The organism is Arthrobacter sp. LAR12-1-1.1, from assembly GCF_040676555.1.
Classification (GTDB): domain Bacteria; phylum Actinomycetota; class Actinomycetes; order Actinomycetales; family Micrococcaceae; genus Arthrobacter.
Genome location: NZ_JBEGIG010000023.1, coordinates 280,348 through 299,172 on the forward strand (window position 1 = coordinate 280,348; position 18,825 = coordinate 299,172).

The 18,825-nt window shown below is 66.1% G+C and carries 22 protein-coding genes; 7 read left to right on the plus strand and 15 right to left on the minus strand.

Translation table 11 applies throughout. The features are described from left to right. Positions 1-38 precede the first annotated feature (38 nt). From MRBLAR12_RS14170 to MRBLAR12_RS14185, 4 genes are all read right to left on the minus strand, one after another. Positions 39-1,238 carry a fumarylacetoacetate hydrolase family protein gene (locus MRBLAR12_RS14170; RefSeq protein WP_364746758.1) on the minus strand — a complete coding sequence of 400 codons (1,200 nt, stop codon included), beginning with the start codon at positions 1,236-1,238 and terminating at the stop codon, positions 39-41. After that, the gene (locus MRBLAR12_RS14175) at positions 1,235-2,722 is read right to left on the minus strand and encodes an aldehyde dehydrogenase (NADP(+)) (RefSeq protein WP_364746760.1); all 1,488 of its coding nucleotides are present in this window, start codon (positions 2,720-2,722) and stop codon (positions 1,235-1,237) included. The genes MRBLAR12_RS14170 and MRBLAR12_RS14175 overlap by 4 nt, the downstream gene beginning before the upstream one ends. Next, a complete protein-coding gene (locus tag MRBLAR12_RS14180) occupies positions 2,719-4,065 on the minus strand; it encodes an enolase C-terminal domain-like protein (RefSeq protein ID WP_364746762.1) in 1,347 nt (448 codons plus the stop codon). Before MRBLAR12_RS14180 ends, MRBLAR12_RS14175 begins: the two co-directional genes overlap by 4 nt. Positions 4,066-4,200: 135 nt before the next feature. Continuing rightward, on the minus strand, positions 4,201-4,884 hold the full coding sequence (locus MRBLAR12_RS14185) for a GntR family transcriptional regulator (protein ID WP_364746763.1): 684 nt from the start codon (positions 4,882-4,884) through the stop codon (positions 4,201-4,203). Between the two features lie 267 nt (positions 4,885-5,151). Here MRBLAR12_RS14185 and MRBLAR12_RS14190 point away from each other — a divergent pair, with 267 nt between their 5' ends. Continuing rightward, the gene (locus MRBLAR12_RS14190; RefSeq protein WP_229993569.1) at positions 5,152-6,489 is read left to right on the plus strand and encodes an MFS transporter; all 1,338 of its coding nucleotides are present in this window, start codon (positions 5,152-5,154) and stop codon (positions 6,487-6,489) included. 108 nt (positions 6,490-6,597) lie between these two features. On the opposite strand, the gene MRBLAR12_RS14195 is transcribed toward MRBLAR12_RS14190, so the two are convergent. From MRBLAR12_RS14195 to MRBLAR12_RS14225, 7 genes are all read right to left on the minus strand, one after another. Continuing rightward, on the minus strand, positions 6,598-7,140 hold the full coding sequence (locus MRBLAR12_RS14195) for a DinB family protein (RefSeq protein ID WP_229993570.1): 543 nt from the start codon (positions 7,138-7,140) through the stop codon (positions 6,598-6,600). Between the two features lie 117 nt (positions 7,141-7,257). Further along, the gene (locus MRBLAR12_RS14200) at positions 7,258-8,475 is read right to left on the minus strand and encodes an MFS transporter (RefSeq protein WP_364746765.1); all 1,218 of its coding nucleotides are present in this window, start codon (positions 8,473-8,475) and stop codon (positions 7,258-7,260) included. 2 nt (positions 8,476-8,477) lie between these two features. Beyond that, entirely contained in the window at positions 8,478-8,900 is a 423-nt protein-coding gene (locus MRBLAR12_RS14205) for a low molecular weight phosphatase family protein (protein WP_229993572.1), read from the minus strand. After that, entirely contained in the window at positions 8,897-9,586 is a 690-nt protein-coding gene (locus MRBLAR12_RS14210; protein ID WP_364746767.1) for an arsenate reductase ArsC, read from the minus strand. Before MRBLAR12_RS14210 ends, MRBLAR12_RS14205 begins: the two co-directional genes overlap by 4 nt. Before the next feature lie 42 nt (positions 9,587-9,628). Then, positions 9,629-11,002 (minus strand): FAD-dependent oxidoreductase, encoded by a 1,374-nt coding sequence (locus tag MRBLAR12_RS14215; protein ID WP_229993574.1) that lies wholly within the window; start codon positions 11,000-11,002, stop codon positions 9,629-9,631. Positions 11,003-11,196: 194 nt separating this feature from the next. After that, on the minus strand, positions 11,197-11,619 hold the full coding sequence (locus tag MRBLAR12_RS14220; protein ID WP_364746769.1) for an arsenate reductase ArsC: 423 nt from the start codon (positions 11,617-11,619) through the stop codon (positions 11,197-11,199). Between the two features lie 163 nt (positions 11,620-11,782). Beyond that, on the minus strand, positions 11,783-12,457 hold the full coding sequence (locus MRBLAR12_RS14225) for a helix-turn-helix domain-containing protein (RefSeq protein WP_364746771.1): 675 nt from the start codon (positions 12,455-12,457) through the stop codon (positions 11,783-11,785). Positions 12,458-12,502: 45 nt separating this feature from the next. Between MRBLAR12_RS14225 and MRBLAR12_RS14230 the strand changes: the two genes are divergently transcribed. From MRBLAR12_RS14230 to MRBLAR12_RS14240, 3 genes are all read left to right on the plus strand, one after another. After that, positions 12,503-13,243 (plus strand): aquaporin, encoded by a 741-nt coding sequence (locus tag MRBLAR12_RS14230; RefSeq protein WP_229993577.1) that lies wholly within the window; start codon positions 12,503-12,505, stop codon positions 13,241-13,243. Positions 13,244-13,367: 124 nt separating this feature from the next. Next, positions 13,368-13,718: an ArsR/SmtB family transcription factor gene (locus MRBLAR12_RS14235; RefSeq protein ID WP_229993578.1), complete on the plus strand. Its 351-nt coding sequence runs from the start codon at positions 13,368-13,370 to the stop codon at positions 13,716-13,718. Positions 13,719-13,753: 35 nt separating this feature from the next. Next, positions 13,754-14,239, plus strand: a complete 486-nt coding sequence (locus tag MRBLAR12_RS14240; RefSeq protein WP_364747068.1) for a GNAT family N-acetyltransferase — start codon at positions 13,754-13,756, stop codon at positions 14,237-14,239. 72 nt (positions 14,240-14,311) lie between these two features. Here the strand turns inward: MRBLAR12_RS14240 and MRBLAR12_RS14245 are convergent, their stop codons facing one another. Continuing rightward, positions 14,312-14,950 (minus strand): MerR family transcriptional regulator, encoded by a 639-nt coding sequence (locus tag MRBLAR12_RS14245; RefSeq protein ID WP_229993579.1) that lies wholly within the window; start codon positions 14,948-14,950, stop codon positions 14,312-14,314. A gap of 71 nt (positions 14,951-15,021) precedes the next feature. Here MRBLAR12_RS14245 and MRBLAR12_RS14250 point away from each other — a divergent pair, with 71 nt between their 5' ends. Further along, a complete protein-coding gene (locus MRBLAR12_RS14250) occupies positions 15,022-15,498 on the plus strand; it encodes a DUF4188 domain-containing protein (RefSeq protein ID WP_229993580.1) in 477 nt (158 codons plus the stop codon). Here MRBLAR12_RS14250 and MRBLAR12_RS14255 read toward each other — a convergent pair. Then, positions 15,485-16,216, minus strand: a complete 732-nt coding sequence (locus tag MRBLAR12_RS14255) for a TetR/AcrR family transcriptional regulator C-terminal domain-containing protein (protein ID WP_229993581.1) — start codon at positions 16,214-16,216, stop codon at positions 15,485-15,487. The two genes, MRBLAR12_RS14250 and MRBLAR12_RS14255, sit on opposite strands and share 14 nt — an antisense overlap. Before the next feature lie 273 nt (positions 16,217-16,489). Here MRBLAR12_RS14255 and MRBLAR12_RS14260 point away from each other — a divergent pair, with 273 nt between their 5' ends. Together MRBLAR12_RS14260 and MRBLAR12_RS14265 are read left to right on the plus strand one after the other, a co-directional pair. Further along, positions 16,490-16,747, plus strand: coding sequence for a hypothetical protein (locus tag MRBLAR12_RS14260; protein WP_364746774.1), 258 nt, complete (start codon positions 16,490-16,492; stop codon positions 16,745-16,747). A 484-nt stretch (positions 16,748-17,231) separates the two neighbouring features. Further along, positions 17,232-17,384 (plus strand): hypothetical protein, encoded by a 153-nt coding sequence (locus MRBLAR12_RS14265; protein ID WP_364746776.1) that lies wholly within the window; start codon positions 17,232-17,234, stop codon positions 17,382-17,384. Positions 17,385-17,389: 5 nt separating this feature from the next. Here the strand turns inward: MRBLAR12_RS14265 and MRBLAR12_RS14270 are convergent, their stop codons facing one another. Continuing rightward, positions 17,390-18,265, minus strand: coding sequence for a PhzF family phenazine biosynthesis protein (locus MRBLAR12_RS14270; RefSeq protein ID WP_364746778.1), 876 nt, complete (start codon positions 18,263-18,265; stop codon positions 17,390-17,392). 125 nt (positions 18,266-18,390) lie between these two features. Further along, positions 18,391-18,768: a MarR family winged helix-turn-helix transcriptional regulator gene (locus tag MRBLAR12_RS14275; RefSeq protein WP_229993585.1), complete on the minus strand. Its 378-nt coding sequence runs from the start codon at positions 18,766-18,768 to the stop codon at positions 18,391-18,393. Positions 18,769-18,825: the final 57 nt, after the last annotated feature.

Here is an 18,825-nt window from a genome sequence, read left to right on the forward strand (position 1 = left end):
AGCAGGTCAAGCCTGGGCTTTCGGACGGGCGGGACGTGCTACCGGCCGCCGAGGGATACGGCTTGAACATGCTGTTGGGACTGCAGATAGCCGAACAGTTGCCGCAGCCCGAAGGACCATTCCGGCAACTCTTCCGCAGCGCCCACGAGGTTGATCAGGGCCCCGAGATGGCTGCTGCGGATCGTCACAACGTCTCCCATGTGGTGGGTGAACCCCTGCCCCGGCTCATCCCGGTCCTGGTTGGGGGCGAACAGCGTGCCTGTGAACAACGCGAACCCGTCCGGGTACTGATGGTGCTTCCCGAAAGTCGCCGCCACGAGTTCTTCGAACGGCCGGCTGATCCTGGCCACCGAGTTGCGGCCCTCCAGCGAATAGCCGTCCTGGCCCTCGACACGCAGCAGGATCTCTTCCTGGCGCAGCGTTTCCAGGCTGAACCCGTCATCGAACAGCCGGATCAGTGGGCCCAAAGCGCTGGATGCATTGTTGTCCTTCGCCTTTCCCAGCAACAGGGCGCTCCTGCCCTCCACATCCCGGAGGTTCACGTCGTTGCCAAGCGTCGCGCCCACAACCTGACCGGCCGAGGTGACGATGAGCACCAGTTCCGGCTCGGGGTTGTTCCATGCGGAAAAAGACGGAATCCCGACTCCCGCGCCGAGCCCCACCGAGGACAGGACCGGGGCCTTCGTGAAGACCTCGGGGTCCGGTCCGATGCCCACCTCCAGGTACTGCGACCAGAGGCCCTCCGCGATCAGGACTTTTTTGGTCTCGGCCGCCGCCGGGGAGCCCGGGCGGATTGCGCCGATGCTGCCGCCGAGGGCGGTGGCCACCAGTTCCCGCATCTCTGTGGCCCTGCTGGCGTCTCCGCCGCAACGCTCCTCGATCACGCGCTCGATCATGCTGTCCACGAAGGTGACGCCGCAGGCCTTAATGACTTGGAGGTCCACTGGCGCCAGGAAGTGCGGACGCGTTGGGTCCTGCGCCAGGGATGCTTCGACGACGTCGGCGGTCTTCCAGCGCGCCGCATCCATCGCAGCACGCACGTCCGCCACAAGATCGGGACGTTCGAGGAGCTCAGAGACCGTACCGGCCAGCTGGTGAAGGTCGAACACCCCCTCCTCCTGGACCGCGACCACCCGGGGTCCCGAGGTTTCAACGTCCCAGACACGGCCGATCAGCAATGCTTGCGCTGCATCGTCCGGGAGCACAGATGCTCCGCCGATGTTCAGGGGTGCGTTCATCGCTGAGCCTCGCTCCCGGGAAGTCCCTCTGTGATGACGGGCCGCCGCCACACTCCATCCACCCGCTGCGGCACGTTCCAGCCGTTGGCGTCCTGCAGCGGTTCGGGCAGCCGCGCTTCCGGGAACGACTGGTAAGCCACGGGCCGGAGGAATCGGCGGATGGCGGCCGTTCCCACCGATGTGGTGGCGGACGTCGTGGCGGGGTAGGGTCCGCCGTGGTGCTGGGCGTAGCTGACCGTGACCCCCGTGGGCCAGCCGTTCCAGAGCACGCGGCCACTGATGTCCGTCAACCGCGCGGCGAGGTCGGAGACGTCGTCGCCGGGCTCCGCCTGGACAGTGGTGGTCAGCTGTCCCTCAAGAAGTTCCGCGAGGGCGGGGAGTTCCGACTCGTCGCCGTACTCCACCACCAGGCTGGCCGGTCCGAACATTTCCTGCCGGAGGATCGACGGATCGCTGCGCGCCGCAGCTGCCGTCGTGTGAAGCACGGTCGGCGCCGGCGTCTCGGCGAAGTCTCCTTCCACCAGGACCTCGACGCCTGCGTTGCTCTGCAGGTGGGCCACAGACTGCCTGTAGCCGCCGTGCAGCCGCGAGCTCAGCAACTGGGTTGCTGCGCAGTCCGCCAGGGCGCCGCTGAGCACCCGCCGGACGAGGTCGGTCTGTCCGCGGGGAACAAACAGCAGCCCCGGCTTGGTGCAGAACTGGCCCATTCCCATGGTGAAGGAGCTGGCGTAGCCGCTGAGGATTTCCTCTCGCCGGGCCGCCCAGGCGCCCTCGGTCACGAAAACAGCATTGATGCCGCCCAGTTCGCCGAAGAACGGAATCGGTTCGGGCCGGGCCGCGGCACGGTCGAACAGGGCCCGTCCGCCCGCCGTCGAACCCGTAAACCCGATCGCCTTGACCGCGGGGTGGTCCACCAGGGCCTCCGCCGCGGGCCGGCCGGTGACGAGCGAGAACAGGCCGGAGGGTGCCCCGGCGGCGTCAAGTGCGGCGATAACGGTCTCGGCCGTGCGAACCGCAAGGTTCAGGTGTCCGTCGTGTGCCTTGTGCACGACGGCGCAGCCGGCGGCCAGGGCCGAGGCGCTGTCGCCGCCCATCACGCTGAAGGCGAACGGGAAGTTGGACGCCCCGAAAACCCCGACGACGCCGATCGGCACGTTGAGCCGGCGCAGGTCAGGCCGCGGCCCCATGCCCCAGTCCGGGTCTGCGTGGTCGATGGTGGCGTCGAGGTGCTCGCCCTGACGGATTTCCGCCGCGAAGAGCCTGAGCTGGAAGACGGTGCGCTTCAATTCGCCCCGGAGCCGGGCGTCGCCCAGATGCGTTTCCTGGTGGGCGATTTCCACGAGCGAATCCGCGTCAGTCTCCAGGCCGGCGGCCGCTGCCTCCAGCCAAGACGCCCGGGTGTGGGGATCGGCCGCGCGGCCCTTTTCGAACGCGGCCTGGGCGGCATCGATACGCGCATTGAGGTCCTCAAGAGTGGTTGTCATCGGACCGCCCCGGCTTCGGTCAGGGACGCGCCCGTGACGGCGGCGCGGCTTCCCACTTCCACCCATCCTGCCCCGGCGGGGAACTCCCAGCGGGAGCGGGAGGCGCTGAACATTTCGGCGCCGGTGCCCGGCAGTTCCGGGGCGGCGTACCGGCCGTTGATGATGCGGACCGGCTCGGCGAAGTGCTCGTGAAGATGGTCCACGTACTCGATCATCCGTCCGTCCTGGGTACCGCTGATGGCCGCGTAGTCGAAGAACGAGAAGTGCTGGACAAGCTCGCACAGCCCGACACCGCCGGCGTGCGGGCAGACCGGCACGTCGAAGCGGGCGGCGAGCAGGAGGTTGGCGATGTTCTCGTTCACGCCACCCACCCGCGTGGAATCCAGCTGGAGAACGTCGATGGCCCCGGCCTGCAGCAGCTGCTTGAAGACGATGCGGCTCGCTACCGCCTCGCCGGTGGCGACCCGCACGGGTGCAACACCCTTCCGGATCTCGGCATGGCCCAGGATGTCGTCCGTGCTCGTGGGCTCCTCGATCCAGTAGGGGCTGAACTCTGCCAGCTGGTTGACCCATTCGATGGCCTCGGAAACTTCCCACCGCTGGTTGGCGTCGATCGCGATCGGGAGGTCGCCGACGGCCGCCCGGGCCAGGGCCATGCGGCGGCGGTCATCGTTGAGGTCACCGCCCACCTTCAGCTTGATCATGGAGAAGCCGTCGGCGGCTGCCTTCTTGCTCAGCCTGACCAGTTTCTCGTCGCTGTAGCCGAGCCATCCGGGCGATGTGGTGTACGCGGGATATCCCTCCACTTTGAGGGCCGCGATCCTGGCAGCCTTGCCGGCTTCGCCGGCCCGCAGGATGTCCAGCGCCTGCTCCGGGCTCAGGGCGTCGCGAATATGGGTGAAATCGACGACGTCGACAATTTCCTCGGCAGGCATCTCGCTGAGGAGGAGCCACAGCGGCTTGTTTTCACGCCGGGCGCGGATGTCCCAGAGGGCACTCACGAGCGCACCGCAGGCCATCTGCGTGACGCCCTTTTCCGGGCCGAGCCAGCGCAGCTGGGAATCGTGGATGAGCCGCTTTGAGGCGCCGCCGAGGTCGTAGATGAGTTCGTCGATGTCCCGGCCGACGAGCAGGCGGGCGTAGGCGTCGATGGCATGCGTGAGGATATCGTTGCCGCGTCCGCAGCTGAACACAAAGCCGTGGCCTTCGTCTCCCGCATCGGTGCGGATGACGACATAGGCGGCGGAGTAGTCGGGGTCAACGTTGACCGCGTCGGAGCCATCGAGTTCCAGCGACGTGGGGAAGCGCACGTCCTGGGTGTGGATGGAGATGATGGAAGGCATGGATATCTTCTCTCTGATCAGTTCAATGAGTGGACACGATTCCTATATGAATTCCGGTAATCATATAGGAAAGGTGATCCAGATCAAGTGTTCCGGAGAGTAAAGAAGCCCCGGCCAGCAGGCCGGGGCTTCTTTTCAGCCGACGATGTGCGGCCGTGGGGGTCCGCTGTCCTCCAGTGGAGAGAGGGCCGCGTTGTCCTTGAAAGCCTGGGCAAACCGGGTGAAGGAGTTTCTGATGTGCTCGGCCATGGCCTCCTCGGCACGTTCCGGCTGGCATGTCCGGATGGCCTCCCGCACGGCCGAGTGCTCGGCTACCGTAATGGCGCCGTCGACGTCTGCGGGGTAGAGGCGGAACGTGTGCAGGTGGCAGTGGGTTTGCGCGAAGGCGTGCCGCACAACCGTGTTCCCCGCCGCCGCGAGGATGGTGTCATGGAAGCGGGTGTCATGGGCCACGAGGTCCTGCCGAAGGTCCCCGCTGTTCTGCATCCGGTCCCGGAAGGCCGACAGCTCCTTTTCCAGGGCTCCGGCCGGGTTGGCCAGGCGGTCCACGGCGGCAGAGCGCGCCGCCCATGGCTCGACCAGGAGTCGGAATTCAAAAAGGGAGCGCAACTCGGCCAGGTCCAGCAGGGGAGTGGTGCTGTAGCCGCGTCCTGGGGTGTAGACCACCAGGTTGTCGCCCTCCAGTCGCTGAAGCACTTCGCGGACCGGAGTCTGGGAGACGCCCATGCTGCGGGCGACGGCATCGATGTTGATCCGCGTGCCGGGTTCAATTTCGCCCGTGAGGATGGAGGCGCGCATGGCCGAGTAGACATCACTCACGGCCGCCTTGCCTCTGGATGCATCGGACGATTGACGTGGGGGCACGCGTTTACCTCTTTGTGTGGAGTGGTGGGAGTCGCTGTGGGAATCATAAGCCACAGGGCGCCGGGGGGCGGTCTGAAAGATTTTCCGGAAAGGGACTTGTCGTGGATCACATTCTCTATATGATTAACCCGATTCCTATATGATTCTGGTGCTGGCACTCTTGGCGCCTGACCATCCCGGTGCCCAGGCACCCGAAGCCATGTTTATGTCAAAGGAGACCGCATGACTGCGCTCGGCAGTAAGCTCGCCCCCAAGTCATCCCCCAATATGCCCCGCACCATGACCCGCAAACGCTGGATGATTATTTGGCTCGCGTTCATTGGGCTGAGCATCAATTATCTGGACCGGTCCAGCCTCAGCGTGGCCTTGCCGTTCATGGGCAAGGACTTCGAACTCTCCGCAACCCAGCAGGGACTCATCTTCGCCGCCTTCTTCTGGGCCTACGACTTCTGCCAACTGGCAGCCGGGTGGTACGTCGACAAGGTGGGGCCGCGGAAATCGTTCTCGCTTGCGGCGGTTTGGTGGTCCATCTTCACCATGATCACGGCCATGTCGACGAGCTTTTGGTCGCTTTTCGCCGCCCGGTTCCTGTTGGGTGTGGGTGAAAGCCCGGCGCCGAGCACCGCGGCCAAAGTTGTGGCCACTTGGTTCCCGGTCCGGGAGCGGGCCTTTGCTACCAGCATCTGGGATTCGGGCTCCCGTGTGGGTGCGGTCATCGCCCTGCCCATCGTTACCTTGATCGTGGCGTTCACCTCGTGGCACGCGGTCTTCATCATCATCGGCATTGCCGGTCTGGTCTGGGCCGCCGTGTGGTGGAAGACGTACCGCAGCCCCGAGGAACACCCGGCTGCCAACGCCGCCGAGGTATCCTACATCCAGGAGGGTGGTGCCCGAAGCGAGGCGAGCGACGACGCCGGCGCAGCGAAGCTGCCGTGGCGGTCACTCTTCAAGTACCGCACCATACTCAGCATGATGTTCGGCTTCTTTTGCCTGAACGCCGCTATCTACTTCTTCATCACGTTCTTTCCGAGCTACCTCGTGAAGGAGCGCGGGTTCGACCTGCTCAAGCTCGGGTTCTTTGGTGCCATTCCGGGCATCTGTGCAGTCGCTTTCGGCTGGTTGGCCGGCTATGTCGCCGACCGTGCGGTACAGCGCGGCGTCTCGGTGACCCGGGTCCGCAAGACCGCCATCGCCGGTGGCCTGATCGGCGGTTCGGTCATCATGTTCGCTGCCGTGGTGCCGGAGGCGTGGATGGCCCTGGCGCTTCTTTCAGTGGCGTATTCGAGCCTCACCGTCGCCGCCACCGGCATCTGGTCCCTGCCGGCCGATGTTGCCCCGAGCTCCCGGCACGTGGGATCCATTGGCGGACTCCAGAACTTTGCCTCCAACCTGGCCGGCATCTTCACGCCGATCCTGATCGGCGTCCTGGTGGATCAGACGGGGTCCTTCGTGGCGCCGCTCGCGGTCATTGGAATCGTTTCACTGATCGGCGCCGCAAACTATCTGTTCATACTTGGCAAGATCGAGCCCCTGAAGGTCCCGGCGGCAGCCTCGGTGTAGGGAACTGGGGCCGCCACTCTGTGTTTCGGGTGGCGGCCCGTCCGACGTCGGGCAGTTGGCTGGCACAGGGCGGCCGCTGCTGAACCCCATGCTATTTCGGCTTGAATGTTAGGACTCGACCGGTGCGTCCGGGTGCCGAAGACTCAACTGCTTGGCGTGGAAGTCGAAATGAAGTGTCGGGTAGGCGTACACATCGTTGCGTGTCATTAGCGGAGTGAAGAAAGGGTCCCACCTGTCGGGGAACGGCATCGACCTGGCGAGGGACCGGGAACTCTCGCGACCGAGACGGCGGGAGAGCGCAGCGATGGTCTTGTCCAGTTTCCGGCTCATCCTTCGCCGGTTGTAGACGCGGGCGGCGGCCCGGGAACCCCAGTAATTCACCACATCAAAGGGGCCGGTGGCCGAGTTGAGGACGCCAGCAAAAGCCCTGCCGACCGGGCGGGGGAGCCGGCTGACAACGTGGACCAGGGGAAGCAGGGCGCGGACCACCATGTAGCCGAATACCATGTGGAAGAGCAGCTCCTCGTTGGTCCAGCGTGTGCCGTCGCTCCTGCGGTCGAGATCTGCGGGCGCTGCGCTCTGCAGCAAGGCGGCGAGGTCGCGGCGGGCGCGGCTGTACCCGGCCAGGATCTCTTCCCTTGTCGGGTCCACGATGTGCCTTTCGTAGTCTTCGGTCTTCAGCCGGCCGCGGCCCTCAAATGGTCCGCATCCATGGCGACGTGCCTTCATTATGTCCCGCGTAGATCAGCCGCAGGGGCGGAGGATCTCTCAGCCGATCGTGGAGGGCCTGAGCTTCCGAACGCTTCCGGCGGCGGCGAGAACGGCGGCCGTGGCCGCTGCAGCGGCCATGGCGTAGGCCATGCCCGTGTAGGTGCCGAGCCAGGCCGCCAGCAGCGGACCCGCGGCCGGGGCGACGGCCGTAACGGCTGTGAGCGGTGCCGCGAACAGCCCCTGCAAAGTGCCAAGATTCTGTGTTCCCCAGCGGTCAGCCACGATGGTGGCCTGCAGCAGGGTCTGGCAACCGCGGACCGCGCCGGCGAGCATTCCCGCCGCGATCAGCGCCGGCACCGGGCCCGGCAGTGCAGCGAGCAGGAAGGCGGCGCAGGCCGCCGTTCCGGTGATGACCTGCAGCCGGGCGCCGGCCGGGATGGCCGCGAACAGTAGCCGGCCACCGACCTGACCGGCGCCCACGAGACCGAGACCGAGCGCGGCCGTGGCGTAGTCGGCGCCTTTCTCCGCGAGCAGCGGCATGATGTTCAGCGTCACCGTGTAAAGCCCCAGGCAGAGCAGGACCATCAGCGCCTGCAGCCCGAGGAATTCCGGGCTTCGCCGGACGATACGCGGCATGGCCCGGTGGACTGTCGCAAGGGTGCCGGGGGCGGCCGGGGCCCAGTTCCGGTTCAGGTAGCGGGCGTGCAGCGGCACGGCGATGAGTCCCATGATCCCGGCGAGGATGATGAAGGCGCCCCGCCAGCCGAACGCGGACGTCAGGGCTGCGGTGGCGGGGGCAAAGATGGTGGACGCGAACCCGGCGACAAGCGTCAGGATCGTCAACGGCCGCACCCTCGCCGGGCCGTACCAGCGGCTAATGACTGTGAAGGCTGGCTGGTACAGGACGGCGGCCTGCGCGGTACCGGCCAGCAGCCAGGCCGCAATGAACACTGCCAGGTTCGGTGCCATCGCCGCCACGACCAGGGCAAGCATGCCGAGCAGGGATCCGCCGATCATCAGCATGCGCGGGCCGGTCCGATCGAGGATCCTGCCGACGGCGATCCCCGCCGCCGCGGAGACCAGCAGGCCGGCGGAAAAGGCTCCCGTCACCTGGGCCGGGTCCCAGCCGGTGTCCTGGCTGATGGGCCGGACCGCCGCGATCAACGCGTAGTAGAGCACGCCCCATCCGGTGGTCTGGGTGATGCACAGCGCGGCAAGGCCGCCGCGCGGTGCACCCTCGGCGACCAGTGTCCGGGATAACGCCGGGGCGGGCATGCCTAGTCCCCGGTGAGCTCCGCATACAGCTTCTGCACGCGGGCCCTAATGTCGTCCCGGACCAGGTTCATGCGTTCCATGCCTTCGATGCCGCGTTCGGAGGGCTCGTCCGTATCCCAGAACTCGAGCCGCTTGCCCTCGCGGGGCTCTAGCTTAGCTTCGTTGCCCAGGACGATAACGACGTCGGCCCCGTCCAGGACTTCGTCGGTGACGGGTTTGGGGTGTTCGCCGGTGATGTCGATGCCGAGTTCTGCCAGGGATTCCACGGACTGGGGGTTCAGCGATTCGGCGGGCTTGGTCCCGGCTGAGTGCACTGTGACGGTCCCGTCTGCAAGCTGGTTCATGAGTCCGGCGGCGAGCTGGGATTTTCCGCCGTTCTTGCTGCAGACGAACAGGACGCTGGGGGTTTTCGTGGTATCGATCATGCGTTGGATTCTTCCTTATCTGAGCTGGGGCTGCTGAGCAGTGATGCGGCCAGTGCCTTGACCCGCTCGTGAATTTCGTCGCGGATGATCCGGACTGCCGCAACGGGTAGTCCGGCCGGGTCTGCCAGTTCCCAGTCCTCGTAGCGTTTGCCGGGGTAGATCGGGCAGGAGTCGCCGCAGCCCATCGTGATCACGACGTCCGAGGCACGGACCACATCATCGGTGAGGGGTTTGGGGTAGTCCCGGGTCAGGTCCAGGCCCATTTCGGACATCGCCGCGACGACGCCGGGGTCCAGTTCCGCCGCCGGCATCGAGCCCGCGGAGCGGACGCGGATCCGGCCCTTGGCCTCGACGTTCAACAGCGCGGAGGCCATCTGGGAGCGGCCGGCGTTCTGCACGCAGACAAACAAGACTTCGGGGACCTCCGAGGCGACGGCTCCCTTGGATTTGGCCAGCGCAGTGAGCCGGTCGTTGGCGAAGTGCTCGGTGGTGGCAGGAAGGTGGGTGGTGATCTTCGCGGTCCGGGCCATGGCCGTGTACGTCTCGAAGACGTAGTGTTCGACGGTTTCGGCGGCGAAGATGCCCGCGAACTTGTCGGCCAGACGGTTGCTGATGCGCTGCAGCAGCTCGGTGTTCTCCTGCAGCCTCTGGCGGGTTTTATACCGGTTTTCGTGGGGTTCAGTCATCTCGGCGCTCCAAGGATGTGATTCACGGAAAGGAAATCCGGATCAGTTGCTGTCGCCGGAGCGTCCGTGGGACAGCCCGGTGGGGAAGCCCACGAGCACCGGCTCGGGAGCGGCGCAGCATGAGGATTCGGACGCAGTGGCGGGTGCTGGGACGTCGCAGCTGGTGCCGGCGTCAGAGGAGCAGACACCGGTTTCGGGGAGTTCGAGCTGGACTGTGTCGGCCGCCTCGCGGTCACCGGCCAGGGCGGCGACGACTGAGCGGACCTGTTCGTAGCCGGTGGCGAGCAGGAAGGTCGGCGCCCGGCCGTAGGACTTCATGCCGACGATGTAGAAGTCCTTGTCCGGGTGTGCCAGCAGTGCTGCGCCGTGCGGGGGGACAGTGCCACAGGAGTGGAATTCCGGGTCGATCAGCGGGCCGAGCTCCACGGGTGCTTCGACGGCCGGGTCAAGGTTCAACCGGAGTTCGCGCAGGATGTTCAGGTCCGGGCGGAAGCCGGTGCAGGGCACCACGACGTCGGCCTCCAGGGTCCGGCCGTCAACGGAATCGACGCTTACTCCCGAGGCGAGGGATTTCAGCGAGCCAATGCCAAATCCGGTGTGCAGTTCGATGGTTCCTGCCTCGACGAGGCGGCGCAGGCGGGCGCCGAGCTGGCCGCGGGCGGGCAGCCCGTCGGCGTCGCCACCGCCGTAGACCTTCTCGGCGGACGCGCCGCGGACCGCCCACAGGATCCGGGTGTTCGGTTCGTCCTTGGCCAGGTCGGCGAGGCTGATCAGCGTGTTGGCGGCGGAGTGGCCGGCACCGACGACCAGGACACGGCGGCCGGCGAACGAGGCGCGGTCCCGGCCGGTGACGTCCGGCAATGAAGAGGAAATCCGGTCCGCGGCGGTGTCTTCGCCGACGGCGGGGAGCCCGGAGGTACCCAGCGGGTTGCGGGTGGACCAGGTGCCAGAAGCGTCTATGACCCCGGCCACGGTGTGGTCGCGGGTTTCTCCGTCCTCGTGCTCGACCCGGACGACGAACGGGGTGGCCTCGCGGTTTCGGGTGTGGGTCTTGTCCATGCCGGCGCGGGTCACGGCGATGACCCTGGCGCCGGTCTGCAGCCGCGAGCTGATGGCCGGGAGCGCGGCCAGCGGGCCGAGGTAGTTGTCGATGAGTTCCCCGCCGTAGGGCAGGGCCGTGGGCCGCGGCGGCGCCCAGCCGGCGGCTTCGAGCAGGCGGACGGCGGCGGCATCGATGTTGAACCGCCACGGGGAAAACAGCCGGATGTGGCGCCACTGTTCGATGGCGGCACCCGCGGAGGGGCCGGCTTCGAAGATCAGCGGCTCCAATCCGCGTTCGATCAGGTGGGCCGCGGCGGCCAGGCCCACGGGACCGGCGCCGATCACGGCAACGGGAAGGTTCTTCGCTGAATCCATTGGTGTCCTCTTTCATCCGTAGTGGTGTTGCGGTTGTTTTCGGTTGGCCCTGCCGGCCGGGGTGGGCCGGCAGGTGCCGGGGTTGGGTTAGCAGCAGTCCTGATCCTCGTCGTCGCAGCATCCGTCGCCGCAGCATCCGGTGTTCATTCAGCTCACCCCCTTTCCGTCATCTGTCAGACGTGTGGTGCTGCCCCTTACTTGGCGGCAGGGGCCAGGGACTCGATCAGGTCCTCGATGCGGCCCTTGATCTCGTCGCGGATCGGGCGGACGGCTTCCACGCCCTGGCCTGCCGGATCCTCCAGGACCCAGTCCTCGTAGCGCTTGCCCGGGAAGTAGGGGCACTCGTCGCCGCAACCCATCGTGATCACGACGTCGGATTCCTGCACGGCCTCGGTGGTGAGGATCTTGGGGATCTCGGCGGACATGTCGATGCCGAGCTCGGCCATGGCCTCGACCGCGGCCGGGTTGACCTTGTCGGCGGGCTGCGAACCGGCGGAACGGACCTCGATCCGTCCCTCACCGAGGGTGGTCAGGAAGGCTGCGGCCATCTGGGAACGGCCGGCGTTGTGGACGCAAACGAACAGGACGGACGACTTCTTGGCGGTTTCGGTGCTCACGGGGTTTCTCCTGGAATCAATGAGGTGAGTGGGCGATACAGTCTGGAGTCTTGCGCCCGGTTTGAAGCTCTCAACCGAACATTGATGATGATCGATATAGAGAGTATCGGGCTATAGATTGATGAATGTCAATATTTGCTTTCGGCGGGTTTCTGCGACGGACCTAGGCGGCGGTTATGCGGGGTGCAAGGTCATTGATGCGGCGGGAGATGTCGTTGAACGCCTTGTCGAAGGCTTCTTTGGTGCCCGGGCGCAGCGGGTCCGGCACCGACCAGTGGATTCCACCCAGTCCGGGCAGTTCCTCGTGGGCCTTGTCGCAGACGGTCACGATGAAGTCGCCCTCGCCTGCCACCTGGTTCAGGGTGCGCGGGGGAAGGTCCGCAAGGTCCAGGCCATGACGGCGGGCGACCTCGATGGCTCCCCGGGCGATTCGGTCCGCGGGGTGGGTTCCGGCAGAGGTTGACGGGATGTTGCTGACCTGCTGCCAGAGGGCGGCCGCCAGTTGGGACCGGGCGCTGTTGTGCGTGCAGACGAACAGGACGCGGTGGGCACCGTGCTCCGCCCCGGGAACGAGGCCGTCCAGGGCGCCGGCGGCGAGGCGGATGTAGCTGCGGCGCCGGTCAGCTTCGGAGCGGCTGCGCGTTGCCAGGCCGGCATCTTCGAGCGTCCGCAGGTGGTGGGAGAGGAGGTTGGACGGCATGCCCAGCTCTGCTTGCAGTTCCGTCGGGGAAAAATCCCCGAGGGTGAGCAGGTCGACGATGCGCAGCCGCGCGGCATCAGCGAGGGCCGCGTGCCTGGCTACCCGTCTTCGGAACGAGTCAACTCCTTCAATATTCATTGATTCAATTTTGACTGAGTTAGTTCTTTGGATCAAGCTGTTGCCATGACTTCAAACCAGCCGCCGCTGTGGCGCCGCGCCGTGGCCGAACTGCTCGGCACCTGCCTGCTCGTATCCATCGTCGTCGGCTCCGGAATCGCCGCCCAGCAGCTTTCCCCCGGTGACGTCGGCCTGCAGCTGCTCCAGAACAGCACGGCCACGGTGCTGGGTTTGACGGTGCTGATCCTGATGTTCGGACCGGTAAGCGGCGCGCACTTCAACCCTGCGGTGTCCCTGGTTGACTGGCTCCTGGGCCGCCGCAGCGGCTCCGGCCTGACCCTGCCGGAGCTGGGCGTCTACACGGCGGCGCAGACGCTCGGCGCTATCGGTGGCAGCGTTCTCGCGAACGCCATGTTTGACATGGGCACGTCCGTCTCCACCAAGGAGCGCGCAACCGCAGGGCATCTGCTCGGTGAGGTCGTCGCCACTGCTGGGCTCATCCTGTTGATCTTCGCCCTTGCGGCCACGTCCCGCGGCGCCCTCGCTGCACCTGCGGTGGGCGCGTATATCGGCGCGGCGTACTGGTTCACGTCCTCGACGTCGTTCGCGAACCCGGCAGTGACGGTGGGGCGGATCTTCAGCGACACCTTCGCCGGCATCGCCCCGGGATCCGTTCCACCATTCATTATTGCTCAGCTGTTCGGCGCCGCAGTGGGACTTGGCCTGCTCCTCCTGCTGTTCCCGGCCGCGGCCCGCATCGCGGACGACGTCGTTCTCCCGCGCAGTGCCGAACCGGCCAGCTCATAAGCTGCGCCGGCACGCGACGGGCCGACCAGTGCCCGCCGTAACCGAGTCTGCGCCGGGGACGCTCCCGACCCGAGGCCTGCGGCTCATATATTGATGATTATCAATATCAGGGCATAATAGACACATGAACGCCCTGCCTATCCTCGAACCGACCATGGACGGAACCTGCTGCTCGCCGTCAGGAACGCCTGCCCTGGGCGCAGAGGAGGCCAAGCAGAAAGCGCTGGTCTTCAAGGCGCTGGCCGACCCGAACCGGCTCCGGCTGCTCTCCATCGTCAAAGCCGGCGAGTCAGGGGAGGCATGCGTCTGTGACCTCACCGGGCCCCTGGACCTGGGCCAGCCTACGATCTCCCATCACCTGAAGATCCTGGTCGAAGCCGGGCTGTTGCACCGTGAAAAGCGCGGCACGTGGGCCTACTACTCCCTGGTGCCCGGGGCGCTCGAGGAGACGGCCGGGCTCCTGGCAACCCTGTGACCGCGCCAGAACAGCCTGCGGTCACGGTCCGCATCATGCGCGAGGACGACTGGCCGGCCGTCCGGGGGATCTACCGCGAAGGAATCGCCACGGGACACGCCACCTTTGAAGCAGACGTGCCGGACTGGGAACGCTTCACCAACTCCCGGCTGCCCGGCCACCGTCTGGTCGCCGAGGCGCCCGAGGGTGAGATTCTTGGCTGGGCGGCTGTCTCTGCCGTGTCCGCGCGGCCCGTGTATGCCGGCGTGGTCGAACACTCTGTCTATGTCGCCGCGGAGGCCCGCGGCAGGGGAGTCGGATCCGCACTGCTTCAGGCCTTGGCAGCGTCGACCGAACAGTGCGGAATCTGGACTATCCAGGCCAGCATCTTCCCCGAAAACGCAGCAAGCCTTAAGCTCCACCTCGCGAACGGATTCGCCGTCGTCGGAAGACGTAGCCGCATCGCCCGCATGAGCTACGGGCCCAGCGCGGGTCAATGGCGGGATACTGTGCTGATCGAGCGGCGCTCCCCGATCATCTAGAACGCCGGTGATGCGCCCGCAGAGCAGTTAGGCGTCTCCAGCCTGCCTGCCAGTGGGGTTCGCCCCGGCAAGCTATTCCGCGCCGGGCGGCACGGGGGACCCCGCCCGGCCAAGCCGCTGGAAGGATGCGCTTTGCTGCGCCAGCCGGCGCATGGCCAGGAGTACGGGTTCCATCAGGAGTGTCCCGAGGACCACGTGCCGCATCGCGGCCTCGGCCGAATCCGTGGGAACACTTTCGACGTCGGCCTCCGCGATGTCCTGCATTGCCGCGGCGTAGCGGTCCAAGAGCGCCGCCGGCGCGTCGAATCCTGCATCTGAAAGCCCGTGCAGGGCCGCCACCAAGGCAGCCTGGGTGTCGCGGTCGCATGTCTCTGCGCCCCAGCCCCAATGGTCCAGGAGCTTTTGTGCCGAGGAGAGGTCGACGTCGTCCGGCGCGGTCCGGGTGACCGCGTGGTGCGCGATTCCGAGCAGATCGTGGCCGGACTCTGGCGGATTCTCCAGGCCAAGCAGTACCTCGCGGGTGGCGCTGACGCTGAGCCCGGCGGTGCCAATCAGCGCCCGGATGAGCTTCAGCCGCCGGACATGCGAGTCGTCGTAGCGCGCCTGGGTCGCGGACGTCAGCACGCCGTCATGCAGCAAATTCTCCCGAAGGTAGTACTTGATGGTGGCCACCGGAACCTCCGTGGCCGCGGCCAGCTCTGAGATGCGCAAAGATTCTCCTTGACTTAGATAGTGGTACTCCCCAATATTGGGGAGTGATGGTATCTAGTTAGGAGAATAGTATGGCACGCATCAATGCTGGACGTTTCACGCACCGCCATTCCGGTGATTTGGTGGTCTTCCTCATCGGCATGCGCATCAACCGTCCCTGGCGTCCGGATCTGTGGCTGCCGGTCTTCCTTGCGATGCCCCGGATGCTGACAGAACTCTTCAGGGAGCCGGGGTCCGGCCTCCGTGGTTTTCGATTTGCCCTCGGAGCCGGCGGGCCGGTCATCGTGCAGTACTGGGACTCGCTGGACAAGCTGTATGCCTACGCTAGTGCGCCCGAGTCCGAGCACAGGCCAGCCTGGACTGCTTTCAACCGCCAGGCAAGAAAGGCCCCCAACGCCGTCGGCATCTGGCATGAGACATTCCAGGTGAGCCGGGCCGAGAGCATGTATGTCTCGATGCCTACCGAAGGCCTCGCGCAGGCCACCGAGCTTGTGCCTGTCGGGCCAGGAAGCCATCACGCGAAGGAGCGGCTGTCTAAGCCCCGCTGAGATCGCTGGGGCCGGCCGGTGCCCCCGGCAGTGAAAGGCGGGCTGCGAGGCCCGAGAGCAGGATGGTGATTCCTTCGTCCAGTTCGGCCATCCCGTCGTAGTCGGCGAGGACGGGGGCGAGGGCGCGGAGGCGGGGGAAGTCCTTCGGCGGCAAACGGTGCAGGCCCAGGCGGAGGAGGGCCTCGTTTTCGTCCGGGTCGACGACGAATTCCTGCAGTTCGTTGAGGATGTGCCCGTAGAGGTATCCGTAGTAGGCGCGGTAGACGTGCAGGGCGTCGTCGGGTGCGAACCCGGCATCGATCAGCAGGGACAGGATCTGCTCCAGCGGCCGCAGCGTCCCCAGCGGCCGGAGGCCCAGCGGTGTTGACAGGGGGCGGGTCACGAGGAGGGGCACTACGTTGGGGTGCCGGAGCGCCAGGAGCCGCAGATCGTGGGCAATGCGCCGGAGTTGGGCCTGCCAGTTGGGGTCATCGGGAATGATGGCCAGTTCATTCAGGACGAGTTCTGAGACTCCGTCCAGCAATGCCGCGCGGTTGGCGGCGTAGCGGTACAGGCTCATGGGATCCCGCCCGAGTTCGTGCCCCAGCCTGCGCATGGTGAGGGCGTCGAGTCCTTCGGCGTCCACCAGTGCCAGCGCTGCGGACAGAACAAGCTCCCGGCTGAGCCGCGCCTTCTTGCCAGGAGTCGCTGGGGGTGCCGGATGCTCTTCGGGCGACATGGTGTTCCGTTCGGGTCGGTGCGGAGAAGTCGCATTTCCAAGACAATAAGCAGGTTGCTTAATGTGTAGTCTACGCCTACAGTCTACATTGTAGAGAAGTTGTTTTGTCTGGTTTCCGCGGCCACGCGGATTGCCATCCCAGCAACGCTTTGCCCCGGATCTGCGGTGACGAAGAGTCCGGGATCACGCTTCAGCGCCCCGTGCACGGCCTTGACGCTTAGCTGCTGTAGCCACACGGCGGCACAAAATGCACCGCGAGGAAACGAGCCACTCATGGCAACTTCTCAATACGACCAATTCCTGCAGGAAGCCACTACCCAAGACCCTGCATCCGACCACTCCCTGGGCAGGGACTGCCTCTACGGCCTCTACACCAGCTGGTGCTTCCTGAGCCAGGCCACACCCCGCCCGGAAGATTCCTTCTGGGCGGCCATGAAGGAGAAGCAGATCCATCCCAAGCGCAACGGCCTCCGCATGAAAGGACCGGCCGCAGCGGACTACATCCTGGCCAGCTACCCGGGTCTGGTCTGACCCGGATGACAATCACGTCAAGCACGTACCTGCCCCGGGATGCCCACCAGCCCCGAGGCCGCCGGCCATGGTGTGCGACATGCGACACCGACCGGCACCTCCTCCTGGACTCCGTCACCACCATGAATCCGCAGCGGGAAATCCTCGCAGCCGCCATTAGCTGCACGAACTGCGGCAGCTCGCACGTGGTGGCTACGACTGCGGCCTTTCTCGCAGCCATCCCGGGGCCGAATCGGAACAGCAGCGGCGCCGTCCATAGGGACGAGACCTACCGCCACTGCCAGGAGCCGATGTCAGCGGTGGACCCCGAGCGGCGCAGCGCGCACCGGCCGGTTTCCACTCATGCCGGGACTCCGGATATTCTGGGCGACTATCTCCGGACGCGTGTTCTGCGGTGCCGGTGCGGGTTCCAGATGGAAATACCCCGCCCATGACAGGCAGCATCATCCCGGGTCTGTATCCAACAAAGTATTAGGGGCACACCGTGACCAGCCACAGCACATCCACCACCGGGCATTCCGCGGCCCACAATCAACTACCCGGGCTTATGGACATGGATCTGTCCCCGCAGGGACTTGCGGATGCCCCGGCTCACGAAATCGACCCCGACAGTCTCGTCTACACCGGCAACAGCTAAACAAGTCAGCTGCTGCCGGTAGCGGCGGGGATCCGGACGGCCCTGCCGCTGACCACTATTCCGCCGGCAGCGGGAATGTCCACTGTGAGTACGCTTGGCCGGCCGACGTGCCGTCCCTGGTGGATCAGGACCCTCGACGGGGGCTCCACCAGGCCCAGGATGCGCAGGTAGGCGCCGACTGCCGCCGCGGCGGCCCCTGTTGCCGGGTCCTCCGTGATGGCTCCCACAGGGAACAGATTCCGGGCTTCGAATTCGCCATCTGCCACCGGGTGCAGGACGGCTACCGTGGCGGCCCAGCCCTGGGCATCCATGAGCTGGCGCACCCCCTCAGGATCGAAGCCAAAGGAGTCGAAAAGGTTGCTGTCGGCGAAGACCAGCACCGGATGCCAGTTCCCCGAATACGCGATCCGCGGCGGGTAGGCGGGATCGAGATCGGCCAGCCCGACGCCGAGCAGGCCCAGGAGGTCAGCCAGCACGTCGTCATCGAATGCGGCCAGCTGTGGCTCAACCCCGGTGAACGAGGCGGTGATGTCGGCGCCGTCGCCCGCAGTTTCGATGACGACGGGGCCGACAGGAGTGTCAAAGGTGAAGGATCCTGCCCCGTCGCGGGCGCTCAGCGCAACGGCCAGCGCAATCGTCGCATGGCCACAGAATGGCACCTCCGCGATCGGCGAAAAGTACCGAACCCGGCTCCGGCGCGGGTCCCCGCCGACGCCCGGCTCCGTCACGAAGGCCGTTTCGGCATACCCGACGGCGGCCGCCACCGCCAGCATCCCGGCATCGTCCAAATGGCTGGCATCCAGCACCAGTCCGGCGGGGTTGCCGCCGTTTGGCGTCGTGGAAAAGGCCGCATAGCGGAGGACCTCGGGGGTGTTTTCCATACCCCGATCCTCGCATGTCCAGCCACCGGGGCAGCGGTGATCCACCCATGCGGGCAGGCTATGGGTGTGCATCACGGAGAGGTGATAAGCGAGGTCGCGTCGCGGCAAATCCTGGCTCTGCCGGCTCAGGCGAGGTTTTCCTTGAGCAGGGCACGGTGTTCGATCGCGGCTTCCCGGTGGAGCGCACGGCCGGCGTCGGTGAGTTCCAGAAAGAGTGAGCGCCGGTCATCTTGGCAGGAGCGGCGGGAAATGAGTCCGGCCTTGTCGAGCCGATCCACCACCTTGGACATGGCGCTCTGGGTCATGGGGGTGCGCTCACCCAGCTGCTTCATCCGGCACGCTGCGTCTTCGCTTTCGGCCACGAGATCCAGGATTTCAAACTCAGTCAGGCCGATGTTGAACCGCGACTCAAGGGCGCGGTCGATCGCCGCCGCGGTGCGGAAGTACGTGGTCTGGATGCTGCGCCATTGCTCAACCAGCTGGCGGTCCTGCGGTGTTGCCATGCCGAAATTCTAGTTCATGGCGAAATAAAAGTCCACGTCATAATATTCCTTGTCATT

What these genes read in the sequence shown, in the direction of transcription:
- MRBLAR12_RS14170 (WP_364746758.1), bottom strand. Translation starts at nt 1,238, where the DNA reads ATGAACGCACCCCTGAACATCGGCGGAGCATCTGTGCTCCCGGACGAT.
- MRBLAR12_RS14175 (WP_364746760.1), bottom strand. Translation starts at nt 2,722, where the DNA reads ATGACAACCACTCTTGAGGACCTCAATGCGCGTATCGATGCCGCCCAG.
- MRBLAR12_RS14180 (WP_364746762.1), bottom strand. Translation starts at nt 4,065, where the DNA reads ATGCCTTCCATCATCTCCATCCACACCCAGGACGTGCGCTTCCCCACG.
- MRBLAR12_RS14190 (WP_229993569.1), top strand. Translation starts at nt 5,152, where the DNA reads ATGACTGCGCTCGGCAGTAAGCTCGCCCCCAAGTCATCCCCCAATATG.
- MRBLAR12_RS14200 (WP_364746765.1), bottom strand. Translation starts at nt 8,475, where the DNA reads ATGCCCGCCCCGGCGTTATCCCGGACACTGGTCGCCGAGGGTGCACCG.
- MRBLAR12_RS14205 (WP_229993572.1), bottom strand. Translation starts at nt 8,900, where the DNA reads ATGATCGATACCACGAAAACCCCCAGCGTCCTGTTCGTCTGCAGCAAG.
- MRBLAR12_RS14210 (WP_364746767.1), bottom strand. Translation starts at nt 9,586, where the DNA reads ATGACTGAACCCCACGAAAACCGGTATAAAACCCGCCAGAGGCTGCAG.
- MRBLAR12_RS14215 (WP_229993574.1), bottom strand. Translation starts at nt 11,002, where the DNA reads ATGGATTCAGCGAAGAACCTTCCCGTTGCCGTGATCGGCGCCGGTCCC.
- MRBLAR12_RS14225 (WP_364746771.1), bottom strand. Translation starts at nt 12,457, where the DNA reads ATGAATATTGAAGGAGTTGACTCGTTCCGAAGACGGGTAGCCAGGCAC.
- MRBLAR12_RS14230 (WP_229993577.1), top strand. Translation starts at nt 12,503, where the DNA reads ATGACTTCAAACCAGCCGCCGCTGTGGCGCCGCGCCGTGGCCGAACTG.
- MRBLAR12_RS14235 (WP_229993578.1), top strand. Translation starts at nt 13,368, where the DNA reads ATGAACGCCCTGCCTATCCTCGAACCGACCATGGACGGAACCTGCTGC.
- MRBLAR12_RS14240 (WP_364747068.1), top strand. Translation starts at nt 13,754, where the DNA reads ATGCGCGAGGACGACTGGCCGGCCGTCCGGGGGATCTACCGCGAAGGA.
- MRBLAR12_RS14250 (WP_229993580.1), top strand. Translation starts at nt 15,022, where the DNA reads ATGGCACGCATCAATGCTGGACGTTTCACGCACCGCCATTCCGGTGAT.
- MRBLAR12_RS14255 (WP_229993581.1), bottom strand. Translation starts at nt 16,216, where the DNA reads ATGTCGCCCGAAGAGCATCCGGCACCCCCAGCGACTCCTGGCAAGAAG.
- MRBLAR12_RS14260 (WP_364746774.1), top strand. Translation starts at nt 16,490, where the DNA reads ATGGCAACTTCTCAATACGACCAATTCCTGCAGGAAGCCACTACCCAA.
- MRBLAR12_RS14270 (WP_364746778.1), bottom strand. Translation starts at nt 18,265, where the DNA reads ATGGAAAACACCCCCGAGGTCCTCCGCTATGCGGCCTTTTCCACGACG.
- MRBLAR12_RS14275 (WP_229993585.1), bottom strand. Translation starts at nt 18,768, where the DNA reads ATGGCAACACCGCAGGACCGCCAGCTGGTTGAGCAATGGCGCAGCATC.